Here is a 21,951-nt window from a genome sequence, read left to right on the forward strand (position 1 = left end):
TCGCCACGCCGTTGGTCGGAAGGGTCGCTCCCTTCTACCCTTCGGGAGAAGGTGGCCCGCAGGGCCGGATGAGGGTGCGGTCGAGGACGAGTTCCCCACTCCGGCCGAACCCTCTCCCCAACCCCTCTCCCGAAGGGAGAGGGGCTTCATATCAGCGCATCGCCAACAAGGCTTCGATCTCATCCGCCTCGCGCGGCAGCGCGGCACTGAGCACCTCGTTGCCCTCGCGCGTTACCGCCACGTCGTCCTCGATGCGGATGCCGATGCCGCGCCAGCGCTCCGCCACCGAGAGATCGTCCGGCGCCACGTACAGGCCCGGCTCCACCGTCAGCACCATGCCCAGCTCCAGCAGGCGCGAGTCGCCGCCGACGCGGTAATCGCCCACGTCGTGCACGTCCAGCCCCAGCCAATGGCCGGTTTTTGCCGGGAAAAAGCGCCGGTAGCTGCCGCTGGCCACCGCCGCGTCGGCGTCGCCTTTCAGCAGACCCAGCCGGCACAGGCCTTCGGTCAACACCTGCACCGCCGCCGTGTGCGACGCATTGAATGGCTGACCCGGGCGCACCATGGCGATGGCCGCCTGCTGCGCCGCCAGCACCACGTCGTACAGCGCGCGTTGCGCGGCGCTGTAGCGGCCATTCAACGGAAACGTGCGGCTGATGTCGGACGCATAGCCGTCCATTTCGGCGCCCGCATCGATCAGCAACAAATCGCCATCGCGCAGCGGCGCGCGATTGGCGCGGTAGTGCATCACGCAGGCGTTGACGCCGGCGGCCACGGTGGGAGCGAACGAGGCGACCGCGCCGTGGCGGCGGATCGTCCGCAACAGTTCGGCCTCGACCTCGTACTCGTGCGCGCCGCCGCGCGCCACCTGCCAGGCCGCGCGATGCGCCTCGACCGCGATAACGGCGGCGGCGCGCATCAATTTCAGTTCGCCGCGCGACTTGTACAGGCGCAGGTCGTGCAGCAGATGACCCAATGCCGCGAATTCCTTGGGTACCACGCCACCGCCGCGCAACTGGCGCAGCCGGCGCATCCAACCCATCAGTTGCGCATCGAATTCCGGCTCGCGGCCGAAGTGGCAGTACACGCGCGCGCGCCCTTCGATCATGCCGGGCAGGATGTCGTCGATGTCCTCGATCGGAAACGCGTCGTCCATGCCGTAATCGGCGACGGCACGTTCGGTGCCCACCGACTCGCCGTGCCAGCGCTCGTGCTCGGGATCGCGTTCACGGCAGAACATCACCGCCTCGCCGTGCTGGCGACCCGGCAGCAGGGCCAGCACCGCGGCGGGTTCGGGCCAGCCGCACAGATAATGGAAATCGGAATCCTGCCGATACGGCCAAGCCGCATCGGCGTTGCGCATGCGCTCGGGCGCGGCCGCCAGCAGCAGCACCGCATCGTCGCCGGCCATGTCCATCAGCTGCCGGCGGCGCCCGGCGAATTCGGCAGGGCTCAGCGCCAGCGAACCATCGCGACCGCTCGCGATGCCGCCCGTGGACGCCGGATTCAATGAAGCGTGATTCAATGCAGCGTGCCGCTGGCCGGATCGCTGCCGGCGGCGCATTCGGTGTGCAGCAGCAAGGCGCCCACACGCACGAATTCCTGCACTTCGATCAGCGCGTCCTCGTCTTCCTCCTCGTTCTGGAAGTCGAACGCGGAACCGGCAATCGTGCCCAGATCGCGCAGGATCTCCTGCGCCTCGTCCGACAGCTTGGCGTGGGCCGGCGCGCCGGCGAGGCCGAAGCCACCCAGGAAGCCACGGCACCATTCCACCAGCGCCTCGGCGCGTTCGACCAGCGGGCGGTCGTCTTCGGGCAGCAGCGGCTCGAAGCCCAGCTCGGGATCGGCCAGCTCGGTTTCGCTCTGCCGCGCCAGTTGCCGCAGCAGGGCCACGTCGTTCGCTTCCGGTGTCTCCACCTCGGCATCCAGGTGCAGCGCCGCCAGCACCGAGGTACCGCGCAGCGAGCCGCCGCCGGCCAGGTAGCCGCACAACGAACCGTGCAATTCACTGGCATCGGTGCCCAGTTGCAGGCGCATGATCACCGCGTCCAGTTGGTCATGACTGACCAGTTCGGTGTCTGCCATGGCGTACTCCTCTGAAGATTTGGCGGCCAGTTTAGTGCAGCCCACCGCGACCGCTTCATTCGTGTCAGCGACCCGCTGACTTCGCTGGGCGTACTGCTATAGTTTCACGCATGAATACGCCTGATGCCGTTCAGCATGAGATAGCCGCCCTGGCCGAGCAGCTCGATCGCCTGCTGGAAACCGTGCGGCGCCTGACCGAGGAAAACCGCAGCCTGCGCCATAGCCAGGAGCAGTTGACCGGCGAGCGCGCGGGCCTGATGGCACGCAACGAACTGGCCCGCAGCCGGGTCGAGGCGATGATCCAGCGACTGAAATCCCTCGAGAGCAACGGTTGATGAACACCCCTGTCAGTGATCCGGTCGCACTGCGTCTGATCGATCGTGAGTTCCTGATCGCCTGCTCGCCGGAGGAGCGCGAGGGGCTGCTGGACGCGGCGGTTTTCCTGGACCGCAAGATGCGCGAACTGCGCGCCAACGCGCGCGCGCCGAGCTTCGAGCGCCTGGCCGTGCTGGCCGCCATCAGCGTCACCCACGAGCTGATGGCCCTGCGCAAACAGCATGAGACGCAGGAACAGCGCCTCAGCGAAGGCCTGGCCACGCTGCGGCACAAGCTGGATGCGGCGTTCGAGGAAAACCTGGTCAAGCGCTGAACCGCGGCCGTGCGCCGCACTCGCTTTCCGGCGACCAGCCTTCTAGAATCAACCCCGGCGTTTTCTGTGATGTGCGCCAGCACACTCTTACATTTGCCTTGTTCCTAAATACGGCCCCGGGTCGGCTTCACATCGGTTGTTGTGCATGTCCGCCACGTGCGGAAAGCCTCGAGACCATGTAGCCCTCCCACCTGATCCTCGTGGATCAAGGTCGTTTGGTGGGCAGCGGCATTGCGGTTGACGCCACCCTTTCGCGCCCCGTTCGTCAACCGACGAACGGGGCGCATTTCGATCGGAGACACGCGCCCCGTGGACGCCCCCGCCCAACGCCGCGAACTTCGCCAGCAACTGGCCGAGCGCCGTCGCGCACTCACGCCGCTGGAGCGCATCACCGCCGCGCAAGGCCTGCGGCGCACGCTCGAACAACTGCCCGAATACTTTACCGACGCCCGCGTGGCCGGCTATTGGGCCAGCAATGGCGAGCTGCCGCTGAACGTGGTGATCCCGCCGCTGGCCGCGCGCGAGCAGCAATTCCTGCTGCCGGTGATCGGCACCGACCGGCAGCTGCGGTTCGCACCGTGGCAGGCGGGCGACGCGGTGCAACCGAACCGCCACGGCATCCCCGAACCGGTGGCGCCGGCGACCTGGTTCGCGCCGTTCCAGCTCGACCTGGTGCTGGTACCGCTGCTGGGCTTCGACCGCCGCGGTCACCGGCTCGGCTATGGCGGTGGCTACTACGACCGCAGCTTCGCCTTCCTCAAGGATCAGGTCCGCCCCACCGAGCCGTTGCTGGTCGGCATCGGCTACGCGTTCCAGGAACTGGACGCGATCGACGCCGAACCGTGGGACGTGGCACTGGATTTCATCGCCACCGAGCGCGAGTTGATCGACTGCAATGGCGAACCCGACAGCAAGGTGAGCGCATGAACTACTGGTTGATGAAATCCGAGCCCGATGCGTTCTCCATCGACGATCTGAAACGCAAGAAACAGGAAGCCTGGGACGGCGTGCGCAACTACCAGGCGCGCAACTTCATGCGCGACGGCATGCGCCCGGGCGACCGCGTGTTCTTCTACCACTCCAACTGCGCCGTACCCGGCATCGTGGGCATCGCCGAGGTAGCCACCGACGCCTACCCCGACCCCAGCCAGTTCGACCCGAAAAGCCACTATTTCGACCCCGCCAGCACCCGCGACAAGCCGCGCTGGATGCTGGTCGAGGTGAAGTTCGTGAAGAAGTTGAAGCGCACGATCAGTCTGGACGAGCTCAAGAACGATCCGGCGCTGGAAGGCATGCCGCTGGTGCGCAAGGGCAACCGGCTGTCGGTGATGCCGGTCGATGCCGCCGACTGGAAATACATCCTCGCGATGGAATGAAAGGCCCGCGGGTGCAGCGAAGCTCGCCGCGCCGCCGGACCGTCGTCATAATGGGGTTTTCGCCGAGACGACATGCCCATGAGCAACGCCAACGAGAAGCGCCAGGCCGGTGAGGCCGCCATTCGTTACGTGGAGGATGGCGCCATCGTGGGCGTGGGCACCGGCTCCACCGTGGCATTTTTCATCGACGCGCTGGCCGATCTGCGCGACCGCATCCAGGGCGCCGTTTCCAGCTCGGAACAATCCACCGCGCACCTGAAGAAGCTGGGCATCCCCGTGCTCGACCTCAACGCCGCCGGCCCATTGTCGCTGTACGTTGACGGTGCCGACGAATGCGACCCGCACAAGCGGTTGATCAAGGGTGGCGGGGCCGCGTTGACGCGCGAGAAGATCGTCGCGGCGGCGGCGCAGAAGTTCGTCTGCATCATCGATTCCAGCAAGCAGGTGGACCTGCTGGGCCGGTTCCCGCTGCCGATCGAGGTGATCCCGATGGCGCGCAGCCTGGTCGGCCGCGAGATCGTGAAGCTGGACGGCCAGCCGGTGTGGCGCGACGGCGTGGTCACGGACAACGGCAACTGGATCATCGACGTGCACGGCTGGCGCATCACCGACCCGGTCGAGCTGGAGGGCAAGCTCAACCAGCTGGCCGGCGTGGTTACCGTGGGGCTGTTCGCACGACGTCCGGCGGACGTGGTGCTGGTGGGCGACCGGGAAATCTGAGGCGACGCCAACCCGTCACCACCGGCGCGCGTTGGCACGCCGGTGGCCGCGCTCAGGCCGGCGACGCCGGGTGGCGATGTTTGCCGAGCTTGATGTGGCGATCCTTCAGGCGCGCCTCGCGCAGCCGCCGCGCGTGCGCGGACAGGATGTCGCCGCGGGTGAGGATGCCCACCAACCGATGCGGTGCCGTCTGGCTCACCACGATCAGCCGACCCACCTGCTCGGCCACCATGTGGTCGGCGGCTTCGCGCAGGGAATGGCTCTCTTTCACCATCACCGGCGGGCGCGTGACCAGCTCGCCCACGGTCAACGTGTAGTGCCATTGCGGGTCGAGCAGCGAGCGACGCGTGAGCACGCCACACACCTTGCCGCTGGCATCCACCACCGGGAAACCCTGGTGCTGCGCCTCGGGCGCACCCTCGCTCAGCCAGCGGCGCACTTCGGCCAGGGTCTGGTCCGCGCGCAGGGAGAACACGTCGCGGGCGCAGGCCGTGCCGACCGTCACCTGGTCCAGGTAATCGGCCGCGTATTCCGACGGCACGCGCACGCCGCGACGGGCGATCTTCTCGGTCATGATGGTGTTGCGCATCATCACCGCCGAAATCAGGTACGCCGCCGTGCAGCCGCCCAGCAGCGGCAGCAGCGCCGCGGGCTGGCGCGTGGTTTCGAACGCGAACACCACGGCGGTCAGCAGCGCCCGCGACGAGCCGGCGAAGATCGCCGCCATGCCCACCAGCGCGGCGATGCCCATGTTCACATGGATCCCGGGCAACCAGTGATTGATGCCGATGCCGACCACGGCGCCGAGCGAGCCGCCGATCATGAACAACGGCGCCAGCGTGCCGCCCGACGTACCGCTGCCCAGCGCGATCACCCACGAGATGAATTTCAACGCGCCGAAGCTGAGCAGCACGGTAAGGCCGAAATGCCCCTGCACCAGCGCATCGATGTTGTCGTAACCCACGCCGAGCGTGCGCGGCTCGATCCAGCCGATGAAACCAGCGATCAGCGCGCCGATCGCCGGCCACCACATCCAGTGGATGGGCAGCTTGGCGAACAGATCCTCGACCCCGTAGACGGCTTTGGTAACCCATACGGAGGCAAAACCCACCACGGCACCGATCAGCACGAAGCTGATCAGCGCCATGCCGCCTGGCTCGGCCACGTTCGGCATCGGGAACACCGGAGCGGCACCGTAGGTGGCGTAGCGGATGCCGACCGCGGTGACCGTGGCCAGCGCCACCGGGATCAGCGAACGCGGACGCAGCTCGAACAACAGCAGTTCGACCGCCAGCACCAGCGACGCCACCGGCGCGCCGAACACCGCCGCCATACCTGCGGCCGCACCCGCGGCCAGTAGCACCTTGCGCTCGTTGGCGGTCACATGCAGCAGCTGACCCAGCAGCGAACCCAGCGCACCGCCGGTGGAAATGATCGGGCCCTCCGCGCCGAACGGGCCACCCGTGCCGATCGCGAACGCCGACGACACCGGCTTCAACCAGGTCATCCGCGCGGGAATGTTCGACTCATTGGTGAGGATCTGCTCCATCGCCTCGGGAATGCCATGGCCCTGGATCGCGCGCGAGCCCCAGCGCGCCATGATGCCCGCCAGCAAGCCGCCGATCGCCGGAATCAGGATCACCCAGGCGCCCAACTGGTTGCCTGCCGGCGACAGCACGAACGAGCCCTCGCGCGCCGTGGGGCCGATCACGTCGGACACGCGCCCGTAAAACGCCACATCGGTAATCACGTTGATCATGAACATCAGCAGCTGCGCCGCCCAGGCCGCCAGGGCACCGAGTGCGATGGCGAGCACGCTGATCAACAGGATGCGGTGCGTGACCAGGGTGGACTTGCGCGGCATCTGCGCCGCATCCAGCGACAAACCCAGCGCCGGCGCCACCGGCAGTGCGTCGGTGCTGCCAACAGTACGTACATCGGCTTGACCCGGTGGCTTGCTTGTATCTGGGTTGGTCATGGTTTTCGGCGAGGCAAAGGAGTGAATGTTACTTTGTTACGGAAGGGGAGCAAAGGTGGAGTGGGGTCTTGGGCTGGGTTTCGTGGGGAAAAATGGCTTGGATGTGGACGCGGATTGCGAGTCCATGAGGGGCGCAGTGCGGGAAATGTCGAGTTACGCGGTTCGTTTCCCGCTGGATCAAAAGCCGCCATGGAACGGGACGCTGGTTTGCGTGGCGAGGCCTGGGATTGTTTGGCCCATCCATGGGCCAGGCCGCGCTGCGCGGCCTGCGGCTGTCCAACAAGTTCAGACAAAATTGTCTACAGCGAAGGCAGGATGCCGAAGCGAACATCGGCGCAGCCGATGGGCTGAAGGGCGAGGTACGAGACGTGCCGAAGGAGGTGGTTCGTCTCTGTGTCCCAGTCAAAGCAAAAAGACCGCCACGAACGGAGTCCCGGTTTGGCTGGGAGACTAGGATTGTTTGGCCCATCCATGGGCCAAACCCCGCTTCGCGGGGCCAGCCTGCGGCTGTCCAACAAGTTCCAGACAAAATTGTCGAACGTGGTTTGCCTCCTGTGTCCCAGTCAAAACAAAAAGCCCCGCCATGGGCGGGGCTTTTTGTTTTGGCTGGGAGACTAGGATTCGAACCTAGATAGACAGCGTCAGAGGCTGTTGTCCTACCGTTAGACGATCTCCCAATAACACGCGGTTCGGTGGGCTCTGACTGGTGGCACCGGACCGTGAAGCGTGGGCCTTTCGGCTTAGCGCTTCGAGAACTGGGTGGCGCGGCGGGCTTTGTGCAGGCCGACCTTCTTGCGTTCCACTTCGCGGGCATCGCGGGTCACGAAACCGGCTTTGCGCAGCGGCGACTTCAAGGCTTCATCGTACTCGATCAGTGCACGGGCGATGCCCAGGCGGATCGCGCCGGCCTGGCCGGTGATGCCGCCACCAGCAACGGTGACCGTGATGTCGAACTTGCCGGTGTTCTCGGTCAGTTCGAGCGGCTGGCGCACGATCATGCACGAGGTTTCGCGACCGAAGAACTGCTCAAGCGCCTTGCCGTTGACGACGATGTCGCCCTTGCCCTTGCGCAGGAACACGCGGGCGGCGGAGGTCTTGCGGCGGCCGGTGCCGTAATTCTGCTGGATTGCCATGTCGATTCCTTAAATTTCCAGCGCCTGCGGCTGCTGTGCGGTATGCGGATGCTCGGCGCCGCCATAGACCTTGAGCTTGCGGTACATCTCGCGGCCCAGCGGGTTCTTCGGCAGCATGCCCTTGACGGCGATCTCGATCACGCGCTCCGGGTAGGTCGCCAGCAGGTCTTTCAGGCTGGTGGTCTTCAGGTTGCCGACGTAACCGGTGAAGCGGTGGTACTTCTTGTCGTCCAGCTTGGCACCGGTGACGTGCACCTGCTGCGCGTTGATCACCACGATATAATCGCCGGTGTCGCAATGCGGGGTGTATTCCGGCTTGTGCTTGCCGCGCAGACGACGAGCGATTTCAGTCGACAGGCGACCGAGCGTCTTGCCCGCGGCATCAACCACGAACCAGTCGCGCTTGACGTTGTCTGCATTGGCGCTAAACGTTTTCATTTCAAATACCTGGTATGCCGCCATGGAGGCGGTACGCGTCATCGGTGGATCAAAGGCGCGAGATGATAGCGGAGCCATCACTCGTGGCGCAAGCCCACCGACCGGCGGGCTGTGAGCTGGCAATGATAGCATGATGGGCATGCCGCTTGAAAAGTCCCCCACTCCCGGTTCGGCCAGGCGCATCGTCGAACTGGCCGACCAGTGCGTGCAGTGCGGCCTTTGCCTGCCGGTTTGCCCCACCTACCAGATGGACCGCAACGAGGCCGAATCGCCGCGTGGCCGCATTGCCATCGCCGCCGCGCTGGCGCGTGGCGAGGTCGAGCCCACGGCGGCGTTGCGCCTGCACCTGGATCACTGCCTGGGCTGCCTCGATTGCGAAAAGGTGTGTCCGGCCCACGTGCAATATGACGAGTTGCTGATCGAAACCCGCGCCCTGCTGGGCCCTTCCACGCGGCGGCCGCGCTGGTTGCTGAAGCTGCTGCAGCGCCCGGCATGGATGCGCGCGCTGCGTCGCCTCGGCCACGCGCTGGCGATGGATCGCTGGAAAGGCTGGCTGGCGCGACGCCTGCCGCGCGATTCGACCACGCGCGCCGCCTTGCTCACCTTGCCGACCGGCGCGGTCGCCGCACCGATCGATACGGAAATCGACGAAACCCGTTCGGGAACGCCGACGCTGGCGCTGTTCCCCGGCTGCGTGGCCAGCGTCGAGGACGCCGAGGCGCAGGCCGCCGCCGTAGTCCTGTTGCGTGCGGCCGGCTTCCAGGTGAGCGTGCTGCCGGCGTTCTGCTGTGGTGCGATGGATCTGCATGGCGGTGAGGCGCAAGCCGCGGAAAAGGCGGCGCAGCGCGTGCGCGAGGCATGGCAATCCAGCGGCGCCAGCGGGTTGGTTTCGGTGACACCCGGCTGCCTCGGCAGCTTGCGTCGCGCCTTGCCCGGCGTGGCGGTGACCGACCCCTTCGAGCTGCTGGCTACGCGCGCCAACACGCTGCGGTTTCGCCCGCTGGCACGGCGGATCGCGGTGCACCTGCCATGCACGCAGGTCAACGTGGCGCGCAGCGAGTCGGCGATGCTGTCGTTGCTACGGCGCGTTCCGCTGCTCGACGTGCAGCCGCTGCCACGCCCGCCGTATTGCTGCGGCGCGGCCGGTAGCCACATGCTGGAGTTCCCCACCCGCGCCGCCGAGTTGCGCGACGACACGCTGGAGCAAGTCGCCTTGCTGGAGCCACAGGCTTTGCTGTCATCCAATATCGGTTGCCGCCTGCACCTGGCCGCCGGAGCCGACGGGCAGTGGCCGACGCAACATCCGCTGACCCTGCTGGCGCAACAGCTCGATACTGGCCATCTCGCCACCGATACCCTGCACAGGCAACCCCATGAACATCCGCACCCTGAGCCCCTTCGATCGCCTGCTTGACCGCTGCGAGCGCGCGCTGGAAGCGATCGCCGGCATGCCCATGGCCGAGCGCCCGTCGCCGGCCAGCGGCATTGCCGAAGCGGATCTCGACGATGCCGAGCGCCGCCACGCCGCCGGGCTGATGCGCGTCAACCACACCGGTGAGGTCTGCGCGCAGGCGCTGTATTTCGGCCAGGCCGCGCTGGCCCGCGACGCCGACAACCGCGCCCATCTATTGCACGCAGCCGCGGAGGAAACCGACCACCTGGCCTGGTGCGCGCAGCGCCTGCAACAACTGGACAGCCGCCCCAGCCTGCTCAATCCGCTGTGGTATGCGGGCAGCTACGCGATCGGCGCGGCGGCGGCTCTGGTCGGCGACCCGGTCAGCCTGGGCTTCGTGGTGGAAACCGAACACCAGGTGGAAGCGCACCTGGCCGAGCATCTGGAAAAACTGCCTGCCGCGGACGAACGCTCGCGCGCCGTGCTGACCCGGATGCAGGCCGACGAAATCCGTCATGCCGATGCCGCGCAGCAACGCGGCGGCATCGCCCTCCCATTTCCGCTGCCGCAACTGATGCACGCCAGCTCGATGGTGATGAAAACCGTGGCTTACCGCATCTGACCCGAGCCGCCTCCTGGGCAATAGCCCCAGCCCGTGGCCTCGATGTGGAAATGCGTGCGGTGGGCGGCGTTGTAATCCGGCCCCAACAGCATGCCGGCGACCGCGCAGCCGCGACCATGCACCTGGCGAAGAAACCGGCCCGCTTGCCCTGAATCGCTCCAGCCTTTGCCGACCTCGACACGCCGGCCATCGGCCAGCCGAAACCCGGTGATATCGATGGCCTGCGCGCGGGCATGCCGGCTGAGCGGCGCATCGTTGCGGTGATAGACATTGCGGCAGGCATAACTGCCCACGTGGTCGATGCGCACCACCGGCTGATGAAACGACGCGTGCGCCGCCGGCTGCAACGCATCGCGGTCGAACAGCACCAGCGTGGCGGCCAACGGGCACGACATCACCGCCGGGCTGGACAGCGTGGCCACGCCGGTACCGCGCAAGCGCACCGCATCATGCCAGCCGCAACCGCCTGGACCCGTGCGATCGGGCACCAGCGCAAACCGCACGTCCGCCTGGCGCAACGCCGCCAGGCAACGCGCTGGATCGGCCGCGAGGCGGCGCATCTTGTAACGCAGGAAACGGTCCGGTTCAGCGCGCAGATCCAGCGGCGCCCAGGGGTTGTAGCGATCCGGCGGACGCCAGCCGCGAACCCAGACCAGGGCGACGAGCGAACCGAGAAGTAGCAGGAGCAGCCACGCGCGCATGGCCAAAGCCTAGGGCGGCAGGCGTGAAGGCATCCGCCGCCTGTCCGTACCCGCGTCAGCCAGCGCTCGCCACGCTGTCCAGTTCACGCCGCACCTCGTCCGACAACACCAGATCGGCCGCCGCCAGGTTCTCGTGCAAATGATCGACCGACGACGTACCGGGGATCAGCAGGATGTTGGGCGAGCGCTGCAGCAACCAGGCCAGCGCCACCTGCATCGGTGTGGCACCGAGGCGCGCGGCCACGTCGGACAGGGTCGACGATTGCAGCGGACTGAAACCGCCCAACGGGAAAAATGGCACGTAGGCGATGTCGTCGCGGGCCAACTCATCGATCAAACCATCGTCGTCACGATGCGCGAGGTTGTACTGGTTCTGCACGCAGGCGATGTTGCAGATGCCGCGCCCTTCCGCGATTTGCGTGGGCGTGACGTTGCTCAGGCCGACATGGCGTACCAGGCCCTGCCGTTGCAGGTCGGCGAGCACCGAGAGCGGCTCCGCGATCGAGCCTTCGGCCGGCCCATGCGTGTCGAACATGATGCGCAGGTTGACCACGTCGAGCGCCTCCAGGCCCAGGTTGCGCAGGTTGTCGTGCACGGCGACCGTCAGCTCCTCGCGTGAAAACGCGGGCAACCAGCCGCCCTTGTCATCGCGCCGCGCGCCGATCTTGGTAACGATGACCAGATCGTCCCGATACGGATGCAGGGCGTCGCGGATCAGTCGGTTGGTGACGTGCGGGCCGTAGAAATCGCTGGTGTCGATATGGTCGACACCGCTTTCGACCGCGGCACGCAGCACCGCCAGCGCGGCGTTGTGGTCCCGTGGCGGGCCGAACACGCCGGGGCCGGCCAACTGCATCGCGCCGTAACCCAGCCGATGGACGCGACGGTCGCCGAGCTGGAAGGTGCCGGACTTCGTGATGTGGGACATGGTCAATCTCCTGTCGGGGGGAATCCAAGCGTAGAACCTGCCGGATAGCGCGATAAGCGGTAACAATCCGCACGACTTGTACCGTTTCCCGCACAATGGAGCTGCGGTGGAGAAAGCGATGAAACCCAACCTGGCCGATCTGAACGCATTCGTGACCGTGGCGACCGCCGGCGGTTTCCGTGAAGGCGCGCGCCTCAGCGGCGGCAGCGCATCCATGCTCAGCGAGGCGGTGCGCCGGCTCGAAACGCAGCTCGGCGTACGCCTGCTCCATCGCACCACACGCAGCGTGGCGCCAACCGAAGCCGGCATGGGCTTGCTGGAACGGCTGCGCCCGGCCCTGGCCGAGGTGGAAGGCGCGCTGGACGTGGTCAACCGCTTTCGCGAGCGCCCCGCGGGCACCTTGCGGCTCAACGTACCGATGAGCGCCTCGCGGCTGGTGTTGCCCGCCATCGTGCCGCCGTTCCTGGCGGCCTATCCCGAGATCCGTCTGGAAGTGCTCACCGACGAAAGCTTCGTCGACGTGCTGGCCGCCGGCTGCGATGCGGGCATCCGCTACGACGAACGGCTGGAGCAGGACATGATCGCGGTACCGATCGGGCCCCGCGTGCAGCGCTTCGCCACGGCCGCGTCGCCGGCCTACCTGGACCTTCACGGCCGCCCGCAGCATCCGCGCGACCTGCTCGCCCACGCCTGCCTGCGCGGCCGCTTCGCCAGCGGCAACATGCCCGCCTGGGAGTTCGAGAGGGACGGCGAAACCGTACTGGTGGAACCGACCGGGCCGCTGGTGGTGCGCATGGGCGGCGCCTCCGACCTGGCCGTCGACGCAGCGGTCGCCGGCTGCGGCATCGTGGCGATGTTCGAGGACTGGATCCGCCCGCAGCTGGACAGCGGCGCGCTGGAAGCGGTGCTGGAGCCGTGGTGGCTGTCCTTCCCCGGACCCTTTCTTTATTACCCCGGACGGCGGCTGGTGCCGGCACCGCTGCGCGCCTTCATCGATTTCATCAAGGCGAACGGCTGACACAAAAAAACCCCGCTTTCGCGGGGTTTTTGATCACAACGTGCGGACAGTGCGGATCACTTGCCGCCCTTGTCGGTCGAGAAGCGATAGACCATGCGGTTTTCATACACCTGTCCCGGCTTCAACACGGCCGAGCCGAACTCCGGATGGTTGGGCGTGTCCGGGAACAGCTGCGGCTCCAGCACGAACGCGTCGCCCTGGCGATACGTGTGCCCGGATTTGCCCACCGTGGTGCCGTCGAGGAAATTGCCGGAATAGAACTGCAGGCCAGGCTGATCCGAATACAGACGCAGCACGCGACCGCTGTCGGGCGATTCCACCTGCGCCACCAGTCGCGGCTGGGCGCTCTTCGCGTGGCTGATCACCCAGTTCATGTCGTAACCCTTGCCGGTCATCAACTGGTGTGAATGGCCATCGCGGACGTCCTTGCCGATCGCCTTGGCCTGGCGGAAATCGTAGGGCGTGCCGGCCACCGCAAGGAAAGCGCCGGTCGGGATCAGGGTGTCGTCCACCGGCGTGATTTCGTCGGCCGGGATCATCAGCCGTTGATCCATCGCCGTGCCCGAGCCCTCGCCGTTGAGGTTCCAGTAGGTGTGGTTGGACAGGTTGACGATGGTCGTCTTGTCCGTGGTGGCGCGGTGATCGATGGTCAGCTGATTGTCTTCATCCAGCGAGTACGTGACCGTGAGGGACAGGCGGCCGGGATAACCCTGGTCGCCGTCGGGGCTGACGTCGCTCAGCGTGACGCTGGCCGTCGGGCCCTGCTTCACGGAAGTGACTTTCCACAGCCGCGTGTCGAGACCGCCGGTACCCCCATGCAGGGAGTTGGGGCCGTCGTTGAGGGTGAGCTGGTGGTGCACGCCGTCAAGCGTGAACTGGCCCTTGTCGATGCGGTTGGCGAAGCGGCCGACGGTGGCGCCGAAGAACTGGCGTTTGGACAGATAGCCGTCCATCGTGTTGTAGCCCAGCGCCACATCCGCCAGCTTCCCGTTGCGGTCGGGCGTGATGAGCGACTGCACCCGCGCGCCGTACGCGATCACCGTGACGCTGGTGCCGTGCCCGTTCTGCAACTTGACCGCCTCGACCTTGCTGCCGTCGGGCATCGAGCCAAAACTGGAACGCGTGGCGGTCGTGGCCAGCGCGGCACTCGGCAGCAACAGCGCGCAGGCGAGGCTCAACATCAGGTGGCGATGGGGGTTCTTCACGGACAGGCTCCTCGCAGTGGAATGGAACGGCATCGTGCGCGCCTCGCGAACCAGCCGGCCGCGAGGCGCACGCCGTCAGATGCCGATATCGCGCAGGCGTACACCGGACATCAGCTTGCGTTCGATGTTCTCCAGGGTCACGCCCTTGGTCTCCGGCAACAGTCGCCAGACCAGGCCGATGAACAGGAAGTTGAGCACCGCATAGAGGGCGAACGTGGGCCCGGTACCCAGCGCCGTCAGCAGCGACAGGAAGGTGGCGCCGACGACGAAGTTGCTCACCCAGTTGGTCACCGTCGAGCAGGACACGCCGAAGTCACGACCGTTCAGCGGCTGGATCTCCGAGCACAGGATCCACACCACCGGCGCGGCGGACATCGCGTAGGCGATCACGAACGCGACCAGCAGCGCGATGGCAATGGCGGCGGAATATCCGGACCCCAGCCCCACATGGAACAGTGCCGCCATGCCCAGCATGCACAGCCCCATCACGGAGTAGCCGATGTACAGCAGCGGCTTGCGGCCCAGGCGATCGACCTGGTTGATGGCGATGAAGGTGGCCAGCACCATCAGCGCGCCGATGGCGACCGTGCCCCACATGCGATTGGCCCCGGTGGCGATACCGGCCAGGCCCAGGATCTTCGGCGCGTAATACAGGATCACGTTGGCGCCGGTGAATTGCTGCATGAACTGCAGCAGCATGCCCAGGAAGGTGGAGCGGCGGAAATTCGGATTCGTGCGGAACAATTTGAAGCCGTTACCCTCCACCTGCAGGCTCACGCTGATGGCCGCCATTTCCGCCTCGGCGACGCTGAGGTCGTTTTCCCTCAGTTTCAGCAAGACGGCGCGCGCCTCGTCATCCCGCTTCTTGGACATCAACCAGCGCGGGCTGGTCGGCAGGAAGAACATCGTGATCACAAGGATGGCCGCGAACGGTGCCATCGACCCCAGCATCAGGCGCCAGTTGCCGGAATAGCTGAGCCCCGCACCGATCAGGTAGGCGAGCAGGATGCCGATCATGATCGACAACTGGTAACCGGCGATCAGCGCGCCGCGATTGCGTTCAGGCGACATCTCCGACAGGTAGATCGGCGCGATGTAGGACGAGATGCCCACCGCGATACCCAGCAGGCCGCGCATGACGATCAGCGTGGTCGACGACATCGCCACGGCGCAACCGACCGCGCCCACCACGAAGATCACGCCGCTGATCAGCAAGGTCACCCGGCGACCGAAACGGTGCGACAGCCAGCCGCCGCCGATCGCGCCCACCGCCGCGCCGGCCATCATCGCGGCGACGATCATTTCCTGGACCAGGTCGGAGGCGTGGAACGCTTCGGCGATCAGCGGCAACGCGCCCGAGATCACGCCGATGTCCATGCCGAACAGCAAGCCGGCAAGGGCGGCGATGGGCCCCACGATGTAGATGATGGGCAGGGGCTTCCTGTGCTGCCCCTTGGGTACATCGAGAGGCGTCACGGCGGTTGCCTCACTGTCGGACTGATACATGCTCTTCCCCCTTCGAAACCGGTTATGTGGTGCTGTCGATACAGGTGCCGCCCCGCTCCCCGCGGGATGCACACGCAACTCCGATCTGCGGTATCAGGTCGCCATGCAGGCCGCCTTCACCGCCGTGTAGAACTCCGCCGCGTACCGTCCGTGTCCCTTGCGCCGTCTCTCGATCCCTTGCCGGCCATGAGGCGCCGGCATGTCTTCGTCGTGGCTGTCGTCACAGCCTACAGTGGCTGCACGCCACCGATCGAAAAGTCGTCCTCGACGACCTGCAACGTATTGCGCAGTGGCGCGCCCATCGCCGGCAGGTCGATCTCGAACTCGTCGCCCGGCTCCACCCGGATGCCGTCGGCGAAGCTCAGCGTCGCCGTGCCCATGAAGTGCAGATGGACGTCGCCCGGGCGGCGGTGGGCGGCGTACTTGAAGTGATGGTATTCAAGGTTGTCGAGCGTATGGCACATGTTCGACTCGCCGGTGACGAAGGGCTTTTCCCAGATCACCTTGCCCTGGCGGCGGATGCGGCTCTGCCCGCGCAGGTCGTCCGGCAGTTCGCCGGTCCACAATTCCGGCCCCACGGCGCACTGGCGCAATTTCGAGTGGGCCAGATAGAGATAATTCTGACGCTCGGTCACGTGGTCGGAAAATTCGTTGCCCAGCGCGAAGCCCAGGCGCCGCGGCGTACCCGCGTCGTCGATGAGGTAGATGCCGACCAGCTCCGGCTCCTCCCCCCCGTCCAGCGCGAAGCCGGGCGACGACAGCGCCGCGCCCGTGCCCACCACGATGTGGCCATTGCCCTTGTAGAACCATTCCGGCTGCACGCCGGGGCGACCGTCGGTCGGGCGGCCGCCTTCCAGGCCCCAGCGGAAGATACGCATCGAATCGGTCAGCGTTTCCTCTTCGACCTTCGGCTTGGCTTCCTGCTGATGCATCGCGTCGCGGGTGGCGGCGCTGCCGGTATGGGTCAGACCGGTGCCGGTCACCAGGCAATGCGCCGGGTCCGGGTGCTGCAGCGGTGGCAGCACGCGGCCATTGGCGAGCAAGGTGGCGTAGTCGAACGACTCGTCGCGCGGCCGCGCGCCGATCAGCGCGGCGAGTGACTGGCCCGAAGCCAGCGCCTCCTGCGCCAGGGCGTACAAGGTCTGCGCACCGGCCAACGCCTTCACGGTGGCGCCACTGGCATCGACCTCGCCCACCCGGGGCGTCCGGGCATCGTCGACGAACTGGATCAATCGCATACAAACGTCCTGACAGCTGGGGAATGCGCCCGGCCAAGGTCGGGCAGCGGGAGCAAGCCAAGCCTGGCTGTCCCGGATCATTGCCCATTCTGCCGGGGCCATGTATACACAACAAATATGGCTTTTAGGTCAAGTGATACCTAAACGCGTATGTTGTTTTTCGCGCAGGAGTGCCCGCTGTGTCCCAGGAAAAACCGTGGTTTCTGCGCGCGCGACTGAAGACGCGGCAGTTGCTGCTGCTGGTCGCCATCGATGAGCAGGGCAATATCCACCGCGCGGCGGAGTCGCTGGACGTGTCGCAACCGGCGGCATCGAAACTGCTCAAGGACCTCGAGGACCTGATGGAGGTGCCGCTGTTCGAACGCATGCCGCGCGGCATGCGCGCCACCTTGTACGGCGAGGTGATGATCCGCCATGCGCGCATCGCGCTGGCCAGCCTCGGCGAAGCCGGCGACGAGATCGAATCGCTGAAGGAAGGCTACGCCGGCACCGTGCGCGTGGGCGCCATCCAGGGGCCGGCGGTCACGCTGATTCCAGAAGCCATCAAGCGTGCCTTGCAGGAGCGCCCCCTGCTGCGCGTCTCGATGCTGGTGGAGAGCAGCGACGTGCTGATGGAGCGCCTGGCGCAACGCAAGCTGGACATCCTCGTGGCCCGGCTCTTTGCCCGGCACGACAAGAGCCAGCTGCACTACCAGGCGCTGGCCGAGGAACAGATCTGCGCCATCGTCAGCCCCGACCACCCGATCCTGGCCCTGAAAAAACCCTCCCTGGCCGACATGGCGCGATACGGCTGGATCGTGCCGCCTCCGGGCAGCGTGCTGCGGCACCGGTTCGAGCTGCTGTTTCACAATACCGGGCTGGCCCTGCCCGAGCGGCTGATCGAATCGACGGCGCTGGTGTTCGTGCTCAACATGTTGCGGCGCACGGATTACATCAGCGTGATCCCCACCGATGCGGCCGAGTACTACGTGGCGCACGGCGTCATAGCGCAGGTGCCGGTGGAGCTGGCCTGCAAGATGGACGACTTCGGCATCATCACGCGCAAGGACTGGCTGCTGTCACCGGCGGCCCGATGCATGCTGACCGCGCTGAAGCAGGCCGCCAGCGACGTCTACGGGTTGCCACGGCTCGACTGACGGACGTGGCCGGTCAGGTCCAGCCGGCGTCGACCACGAACTCCTGCGCGGTGCAGGCGCGCGACGCGTCCGAGGCGAGAAACAGCGCCATCGCCGCGATGTCCTCGGGCATCACCTTGTCGGGAAGGCACTGGTTTTTCATCAGCTCCTTCTCGCTCTCGGCATCCAGCCACTGCGTGATCTGGCGCTCCGTCATCACCCAGCCCGGGCTGAGCACGTTGATTCGGATGCGATGCTCGCCCAGCGCCTTGGCCATGCCGCGCATCATGCCGTTCATCGACGACTTGGCGGTGGCATAGCAGGGGTAGCCCGCGTTCTTGGTCTGCCAGCCGGTCGAACCCAGGTTGATGATGGAGCCGCGCCCCTGCTCACGCATGCCCGGCACCACCGACTGGATCGCAAAAAATGCCGCGCGCTGGTTGACGCCGATGCGCTGGTCCCAATAATCGGGCGTGACATCCTCAAGCGCGTGGCGATCGTCGCTGCCCACGTTGTTCACCAGCACATCGAACGTGCCCAGCGCCTGCGCCGCGTCGGCGATCGCCTGCTGCAGCGACGGCACATCGGTGACATCGCAACGGCGCCACCACGGCGCGGGGCCGAGACCCTGCGCGCGCAACCGCTCGACCAGGGCCTCGCTCACCGCGGCATTGATGTCGACGAACGCCACCTGCGCACCCTGGCGCACGAACGCTTCCACCAGCGCTTCACCGATGCCGCTGCCGCCACCGGTGATGAACACCCGCCGCGAGCGCAGGTCCGGATAAAGCGTGTCGCCAAGGGCCGCGCCACTGCCCTGTTGCCGAGCGGATGATGCCTGCATGGGTAACGATCTCCACCGTTCTTTCGATACGTTTACGTGTATCAATAACGCTATAAATATTATTTTATTTGTATCAATATGCCCTGTAGTCTGCCGCCTGTAAAGCCAGTTTTCACAGGCGCGCCAGCGGATCCACGGATCCCCCAGCAAAGGACATCGCTAACCCATGACTTCTCCCAAAGACACGAAAAGACGCAGCCAATCCTGGTTCGGCCACGAAGGCAAGAGTGGCTTCCTCTACCGAAGCTGGCTGAAAAACCAGGGCTATCCCAGCGATCTTTTCGATGGCCGGCCGGTGATCGGCATCTGCAACACCTGGTCGGAACTGACGCCGTGCAACGGGCATTTCCGCGAGCTGGCCGAGTACGTCAAGCGCGGTGTCTACGAGGCGGGCGGCTTCCCGCTCGAATTCCCGGTGATGTCGCTGGGCGAGACCCAGATGCGCCCCACCGCGATGCTGTTCCGCAACCTGGCCAGCATGGATGTCGAGGAATCCATCCGCGCCAATCCGATCGATGGCGTGGTGCTGTTGATGGGCTGCGACAAGACCACGCCGTCGCTGATGATGGGCGCGGCCAGCTGCGACCTGCCGACCATCGGCGTGTCCGGCGGCCCCATGCTCACCGGCCGCTGGCGCGGGCAGAAGATCGGCTCGGGTACCGGCGTGTGGAAAATGTCGGAAATGGTTCGCGCCGGCGAAATGGAGCAGGAGGATTTCGTCGAGGCCGAGTCCTGCATGCACCGCTCCAAGGGCGGCACCTGCATGACCATGGGCACCGCCTCCACCATGGCCAACATGGTCGAGGCCCTGGGCATGTCGCTGCCCGAGAATGCCGCCATTCCCGCCGTGGATTCGCGCCGCTACCGGCTGGCGCAACTCAGCGGGCGGCGCATCGTGCAGATGGTGCACGAAGACATGCGCATGTCGAAGATCATGACGCGCAACGCCTTCGAGAATGCCATTGTCGCCAACGCGGCCATCGGTGGATCGACCAATGCGGTCATCCACCTGCTGGCCATGGCTGGACGCATCGGCGTGGAACTCAATCTAAAGGACTGGGATGACCTTGGCTCGAAGCTCCCGTGCCTGGTCAACCTGCAGCCCTCCGGCGAACACCTGATGGAGGACTACTACTACGCCGGCGGCCTGCCTGCCGTACTGCGCGAAATGGCTCCTCACCTGCACCTGGATGCGCTGACCGTAAATGGCAAGACATTGGGCGAAAACGTGGCGTCGGCGCCGTGCTGGAATCGCGACGTCATCACGACCGCCAGCGAACCGTTCAAGCCCGATGCCGGCATCGCCGTGCTGCGTGGAAACCTGGCGCCGGATGGCGCGGTGATCAAACCCTCGGCGGCGTCCACGCACCTGCTGCAGCATCGCGGCCGCGCCGTGGTGTTCGAGAACATCGAGGACCTGAATGCGCGCATCGACGATGACGCACTGGACATCGACGAGCACTGCGTGATGGTGCTGAAGAACTGCGGCCCGCGCGGCTACCCCGGCATGGCCGAAGTGGGCAACATGCCGCTGCCGCCCAAGCTGCTCAAGCGTGGCATCACCGACATGGTGCGCATCTCCGACGGCCGCATGAGCGGCACCGCCTACGGCACCGTGGTGCTGCACACCTCGCCCGAGGCCGCCGCCGGCGGTCCGCTGGCGCTGGTGCAGAACGGCGACATGATCGAGCTCGACGTGGCCGCGCGGCGCATCCACCTGGATGTGACCGACGAGGAACTGGCACGGCGGCGCGCGCTGTGGAAAGCACCCGAGGTGCCGAAACGCGGCTGGTACAAGCTCTACGTGGACCACGTGCAGCAGGCCAACCTCGGTGCCGACCTGGACATCCTGGTCGGCGGCAGCGGCAGCGAGGTGCCGCGCGATTCGCACTGAGCCGGCCTGGCGCCGAGCGCGCCACGCCGCAGAAAAAACCCGCCTTTCGGCGGGTTTTTTCGTCACATCAGGTTGCGGCCGTGGAACAGTTCCTCGATCTCGCGGCTGACCAGCGACTCGATCCGCTGGCGCTCCTTGAACGACAGGTCGTCGGCGTGCGACTCGAACAGGTAGGTGTCCAGGTCGAAGTCCTTGATGTGCATCTTCGTGTGGAACATGTTTTCCTGGTACACGTTGACGTCGAACATCTCGTATTTCTGGCGGATGTGCTTGGCCAGGTAGTCCTGCACCGAGTTGATCTTGTGGTCGATGAAGTGCTTCTTGCCCTTCACGTCGCGGGTGAAGCCGCGCACGCGGTAGTCGCACACCACGATGTCCGACTCGAAGCTGTCGATCAGGTAGTTCAGCGCCTTCAGCGGCGAAATCACGCCGCAGGTGGCCACGTCGATATCGGCGCGGAAGGTGGCGATGCCGTTGTGCGGGTGCGTTTCCGGATAGGTGTGGACAGTGATGTGGCTCTTGTCCATGTGCGCCACGACGGCGCCCGCGATCGAGTCGCGGCCCAGCTTCTCCACCACCGGCTCTTCGGAAATCAGCATCGTCACCGAAGCGCCCTGCGGATCGTAATCCTGGCGTGCGATATTGAGGATGTTGGCGCCGATGATCTCGGCCACGTCGGTGAGGATCTGGGTCAGGCGGTCGGCATCGTACTGCTCATCGATATACTCGATGTAGCGGCCACGCTGCTCCTCCGACACCGCGTAGCAGATGTCGTAGATGTTGAAGCTCAACGCCTTGGTCAGGTTGTTGAAACCCTGCAGGCGTAGGCGGGGGAGTGGTTTCACAAGCGGCTCTCCATGACCGAAAGGCTCGGTCAGCTGTAGAGGCGGGTTAGCGACAAGGGTCCCCGCTGAATCGTATTGAAGCGCAGGCTCAAACCTGACGCGACCCTCGCAATCGGCGGGCACAGGCTCAGCGCCGCCGAAAGACCGCGAAGTATGGGGCAAACGGCAGTAAAACAGAACCTCCGCAAGACGTTCTTGTTTGCCATAATGTTCAGCTGGCGGCAGGGGACGGAAACGGCACCGCGACAGATGCGTGAATTTAC

At 65.9% G+C, this 21,951-nt stretch carries 22 protein-coding genes, 1 tRNA gene and 1 other RNA gene; 11 read left to right on the forward strand and 13 right to left on the reverse strand.

Going from position 1 to position 21,951, the window contains the following annotated elements; all coding sequences use genetic code 11:
- Positions 1 to 151 precede the first annotated feature (151 nt).
- Positions 152 to 1,462, reverse strand: coding sequence for an aminopeptidase P N-terminal domain-containing protein (locus tag ASD68_RS13475; RefSeq protein WP_200945416.1), 1,311 nt, complete (start codon positions 1,460 to 1,462; stop codon positions 152 to 154).
- A gap of 59 nt (positions 1,463 to 1,521) precedes the next feature.
- Positions 1,522 to 2,085 carry a UPF0149 family protein gene (locus ASD68_RS13480; protein WP_056607733.1) on the reverse strand — a complete coding sequence of 188 codons (564 nt, stop codon included), beginning with the start codon at positions 2,083 to 2,085 and terminating at the stop codon, positions 1,522 to 1,524.
- A gap of 110 nt (positions 2,086 to 2,195) precedes the next feature.
- Here ASD68_RS13480 and ASD68_RS13485 point away from each other — a divergent pair, with 110 nt between their 5' ends.
- The 6 genes from ASD68_RS13485 (at position 2,196) to rpiA (ending at position 4,830) form a co-directional block, all read left to right on the forward strand.
- Positions 2,196 to 2,420, forward strand: coding sequence for a TIGR02449 family protein (locus ASD68_RS13485; RefSeq protein WP_056084889.1), 225 nt, complete (start codon positions 2,196 to 2,198; stop codon positions 2,418 to 2,420).
- The gene (zapA, locus tag ASD68_RS13490; protein ID WP_056084886.1) at positions 2,420 to 2,734 is read left to right on the forward strand and encodes a cell division protein ZapA; all 315 of its coding nucleotides are present in this window, start codon (positions 2,420 to 2,422) and stop codon (positions 2,732 to 2,734) included. The genes ASD68_RS13485 and zapA overlap by 1 nt, the downstream gene beginning before the upstream one ends.
- A 58-nt stretch (positions 2,735 to 2,792) precedes the next feature.
- Positions 2,793 to 2,978: non-coding RNA, 6S RNA (ssrS, locus tag ASD68_RS16685), on the forward strand.
- Positions 2,979 to 3,043: 65 nt separating this feature from the next.
- Positions 3,044 to 3,661, forward strand: a complete 618-nt coding sequence (locus tag ASD68_RS13495; protein WP_056607734.1) for a 5-formyltetrahydrofolate cyclo-ligase — start codon at positions 3,044 to 3,046, stop codon at positions 3,659 to 3,661.
- A complete protein-coding gene (locus ASD68_RS13500; protein WP_056084877.1) occupies positions 3,658 to 4,110 on the forward strand; it encodes an EVE domain-containing protein in 453 nt (150 codons plus the stop codon). Before ASD68_RS13495 ends, ASD68_RS13500 begins: the two co-directional genes overlap by 4 nt.
- 78 nt (positions 4,111 to 4,188) lie before the next feature.
- Positions 4,189 to 4,830, forward strand: coding sequence for a ribose-5-phosphate isomerase RpiA (gene rpiA, locus ASD68_RS13505; protein WP_056607735.1), 642 nt, complete (start codon positions 4,189 to 4,191; stop codon positions 4,828 to 4,830).
- Between the two features lie 52 nt (positions 4,831 to 4,882).
- On the opposite strand, the gene ASD68_RS13510 is transcribed toward rpiA, so the two are convergent.
- From ASD68_RS13510 to rplM, 4 genes are all read right to left on the reverse strand, one after another.
- Positions 4,883 to 6,808 (reverse strand): chloride channel protein, encoded by a 1,926-nt coding sequence (locus ASD68_RS13510; protein ID WP_056084870.1) that lies wholly within the window; start codon positions 6,806 to 6,808, stop codon positions 4,883 to 4,885.
- 603 nt (positions 6,809 to 7,411) lie between these two features.
- Positions 7,412 to 7,485 (reverse strand) — tRNA-Gln (locus tag ASD68_RS13515).
- Between the two features lie 63 nt (positions 7,486 to 7,548).
- Entirely contained in the window at positions 7,549 to 7,941 is a 393-nt protein-coding gene (gene rpsI / locus ASD68_RS13520) for a 30S ribosomal protein S9 (RefSeq protein ID WP_056084867.1), read from the reverse strand.
- A 9-nt stretch (positions 7,942 to 7,950) separates the two neighbouring features.
- Positions 7,951 to 8,379, reverse strand: coding sequence for a 50S ribosomal protein L13 (gene rplM / locus ASD68_RS13525; protein WP_056085180.1), 429 nt, complete (start codon positions 8,377 to 8,379; stop codon positions 7,951 to 7,953).
- Between the two features lie 139 nt (positions 8,380 to 8,518).
- Here rplM and ASD68_RS13530 point away from each other — a divergent pair, with 139 nt between their 5' ends.
- Together ASD68_RS13530 and coq7 are read left to right on the forward strand one after the other, a co-directional pair.
- On the forward strand, positions 8,519 to 9,793 hold the full coding sequence (locus tag ASD68_RS13530; RefSeq protein ID WP_235578745.1) for a (Fe-S)-binding protein: 1,275 nt from the start codon (positions 8,519 to 8,521) through the stop codon (positions 9,791 to 9,793).
- Positions 9,753 to 10,394, forward strand: coding sequence for a 2-polyprenyl-3-methyl-6-methoxy-1,4-benzoquinone monooxygenase (gene coq7 / locus ASD68_RS13535; protein ID WP_056607742.1), 642 nt, complete (start codon positions 9,753 to 9,755; stop codon positions 10,392 to 10,394). The genes ASD68_RS13530 and coq7 overlap by 41 nt, the downstream gene beginning before the upstream one ends.
- Here coq7 and ASD68_RS13540 read toward each other — a convergent pair.
- Together ASD68_RS13540 and ASD68_RS13545 are read right to left on the reverse strand one after the other, a co-directional pair.
- Positions 10,382 to 11,095 carry an extensin family protein gene (locus ASD68_RS13540; RefSeq protein WP_056607744.1) on the reverse strand — a complete coding sequence of 238 codons (714 nt, stop codon included), beginning with the start codon at positions 11,093 to 11,095 and terminating at the stop codon, positions 10,382 to 10,384. The genes coq7 and ASD68_RS13540 overlap by 13 nt on opposite strands.
- A gap of 55 nt (positions 11,096 to 11,150) precedes the next feature.
- Positions 11,151 to 12,023 carry an aldo/keto reductase family oxidoreductase gene (locus tag ASD68_RS13545; protein ID WP_056607746.1) on the reverse strand — a complete coding sequence of 291 codons (873 nt, stop codon included), beginning with the start codon at positions 12,021 to 12,023 and terminating at the stop codon, positions 11,151 to 11,153.
- A gap of 139 nt (positions 12,024 to 12,162) precedes the next feature.
- Between ASD68_RS13545 and ASD68_RS13550 the strand changes: the two genes are divergently transcribed.
- Positions 12,163 to 13,041: a LysR family transcriptional regulator gene (locus ASD68_RS13550; protein ID WP_200945417.1), complete on the forward strand. Its 879-nt coding sequence runs from the start codon at positions 12,163 to 12,165 to the stop codon at positions 13,039 to 13,041.
- Between the two features lie 56 nt (positions 13,042 to 13,097).
- Here ASD68_RS13550 and ASD68_RS13555 read toward each other — a convergent pair whose 3' ends face one another.
- From ASD68_RS13555 to araD1, 3 genes are all read right to left on the reverse strand, one after another.
- Complete coding sequence (locus tag ASD68_RS13555; RefSeq protein WP_200945411.1) at positions 13,098 to 14,246, reverse strand: aldose epimerase family protein; 1,149 nt, start codon at positions 14,244 to 14,246, stop codon at positions 13,098 to 13,100.
- A gap of 75 nt (positions 14,247 to 14,321) precedes the next feature.
- Positions 14,322 to 15,752: a sugar porter family MFS transporter gene (locus ASD68_RS13560; RefSeq protein ID WP_082520278.1), complete on the reverse strand. Its 1,431-nt coding sequence runs from the start codon at positions 15,750 to 15,752 to the stop codon at positions 14,322 to 14,324.
- Positions 15,753 to 15,979: 227 nt separating this feature from the next.
- Positions 15,980 to 16,990, reverse strand: coding sequence for an AraD1 family protein (gene araD1 / locus ASD68_RS13565; protein ID WP_056084850.1), 1,011 nt, complete (start codon positions 16,988 to 16,990; stop codon positions 15,980 to 15,982).
- A 179-nt stretch (positions 16,991 to 17,169) separates the two neighbouring features.
- Between araD1 and ASD68_RS13570 the strand changes: the two genes are divergently transcribed.
- The gene (locus ASD68_RS13570) at positions 17,170 to 18,126 is read left to right on the forward strand and encodes a LysR family transcriptional regulator (RefSeq protein ID WP_056084848.1); all 957 of its coding nucleotides are present in this window, start codon (positions 17,170 to 17,172) and stop codon (positions 18,124 to 18,126) included.
- 13 nt (positions 18,127 to 18,139) lie between these two features.
- Here ASD68_RS13570 and ASD68_RS13575 read toward each other — a convergent pair whose 3' ends face one another.
- Positions 18,140 to 18,949: an SDR family oxidoreductase gene (locus ASD68_RS13575; RefSeq protein ID WP_056607748.1), complete on the reverse strand. Its 810-nt coding sequence runs from the start codon at positions 18,947 to 18,949 to the stop codon at positions 18,140 to 18,142.
- A 166-nt stretch (positions 18,950 to 19,115) separates the two neighbouring features.
- On the opposite strand from ASD68_RS13575, the gene ASD68_RS13580 reads away from it, so the two are divergent.
- Positions 19,116 to 20,843: an IlvD/Edd family dehydratase gene (locus ASD68_RS13580; protein WP_056084844.1), complete on the forward strand. Its 1,728-nt coding sequence runs from the start codon at positions 19,116 to 19,118 to the stop codon at positions 20,841 to 20,843.
- A 62-nt stretch (positions 20,844 to 20,905) separates the two neighbouring features.
- On the opposite strand, the gene speD is transcribed toward ASD68_RS13580, so the two are convergent.
- Positions 20,906 to 21,721, reverse strand: coding sequence for an adenosylmethionine decarboxylase (speD, locus tag ASD68_RS13585; RefSeq protein WP_056608075.1), 816 nt, complete (start codon positions 21,719 to 21,721; stop codon positions 20,906 to 20,908).
- Positions 21,722 to 21,951: the final 230 nt, after the last annotated feature.

Origin of the sequence: Rhodanobacter sp. Root627, from assembly GCF_001427835.1 — a bacterium.
Taxonomy (GTDB): Bacteria; Pseudomonadota; Gammaproteobacteria; order Xanthomonadales; family Rhodanobacteraceae; genus Rhodanobacter; species Rhodanobacter ginsenosidimutans.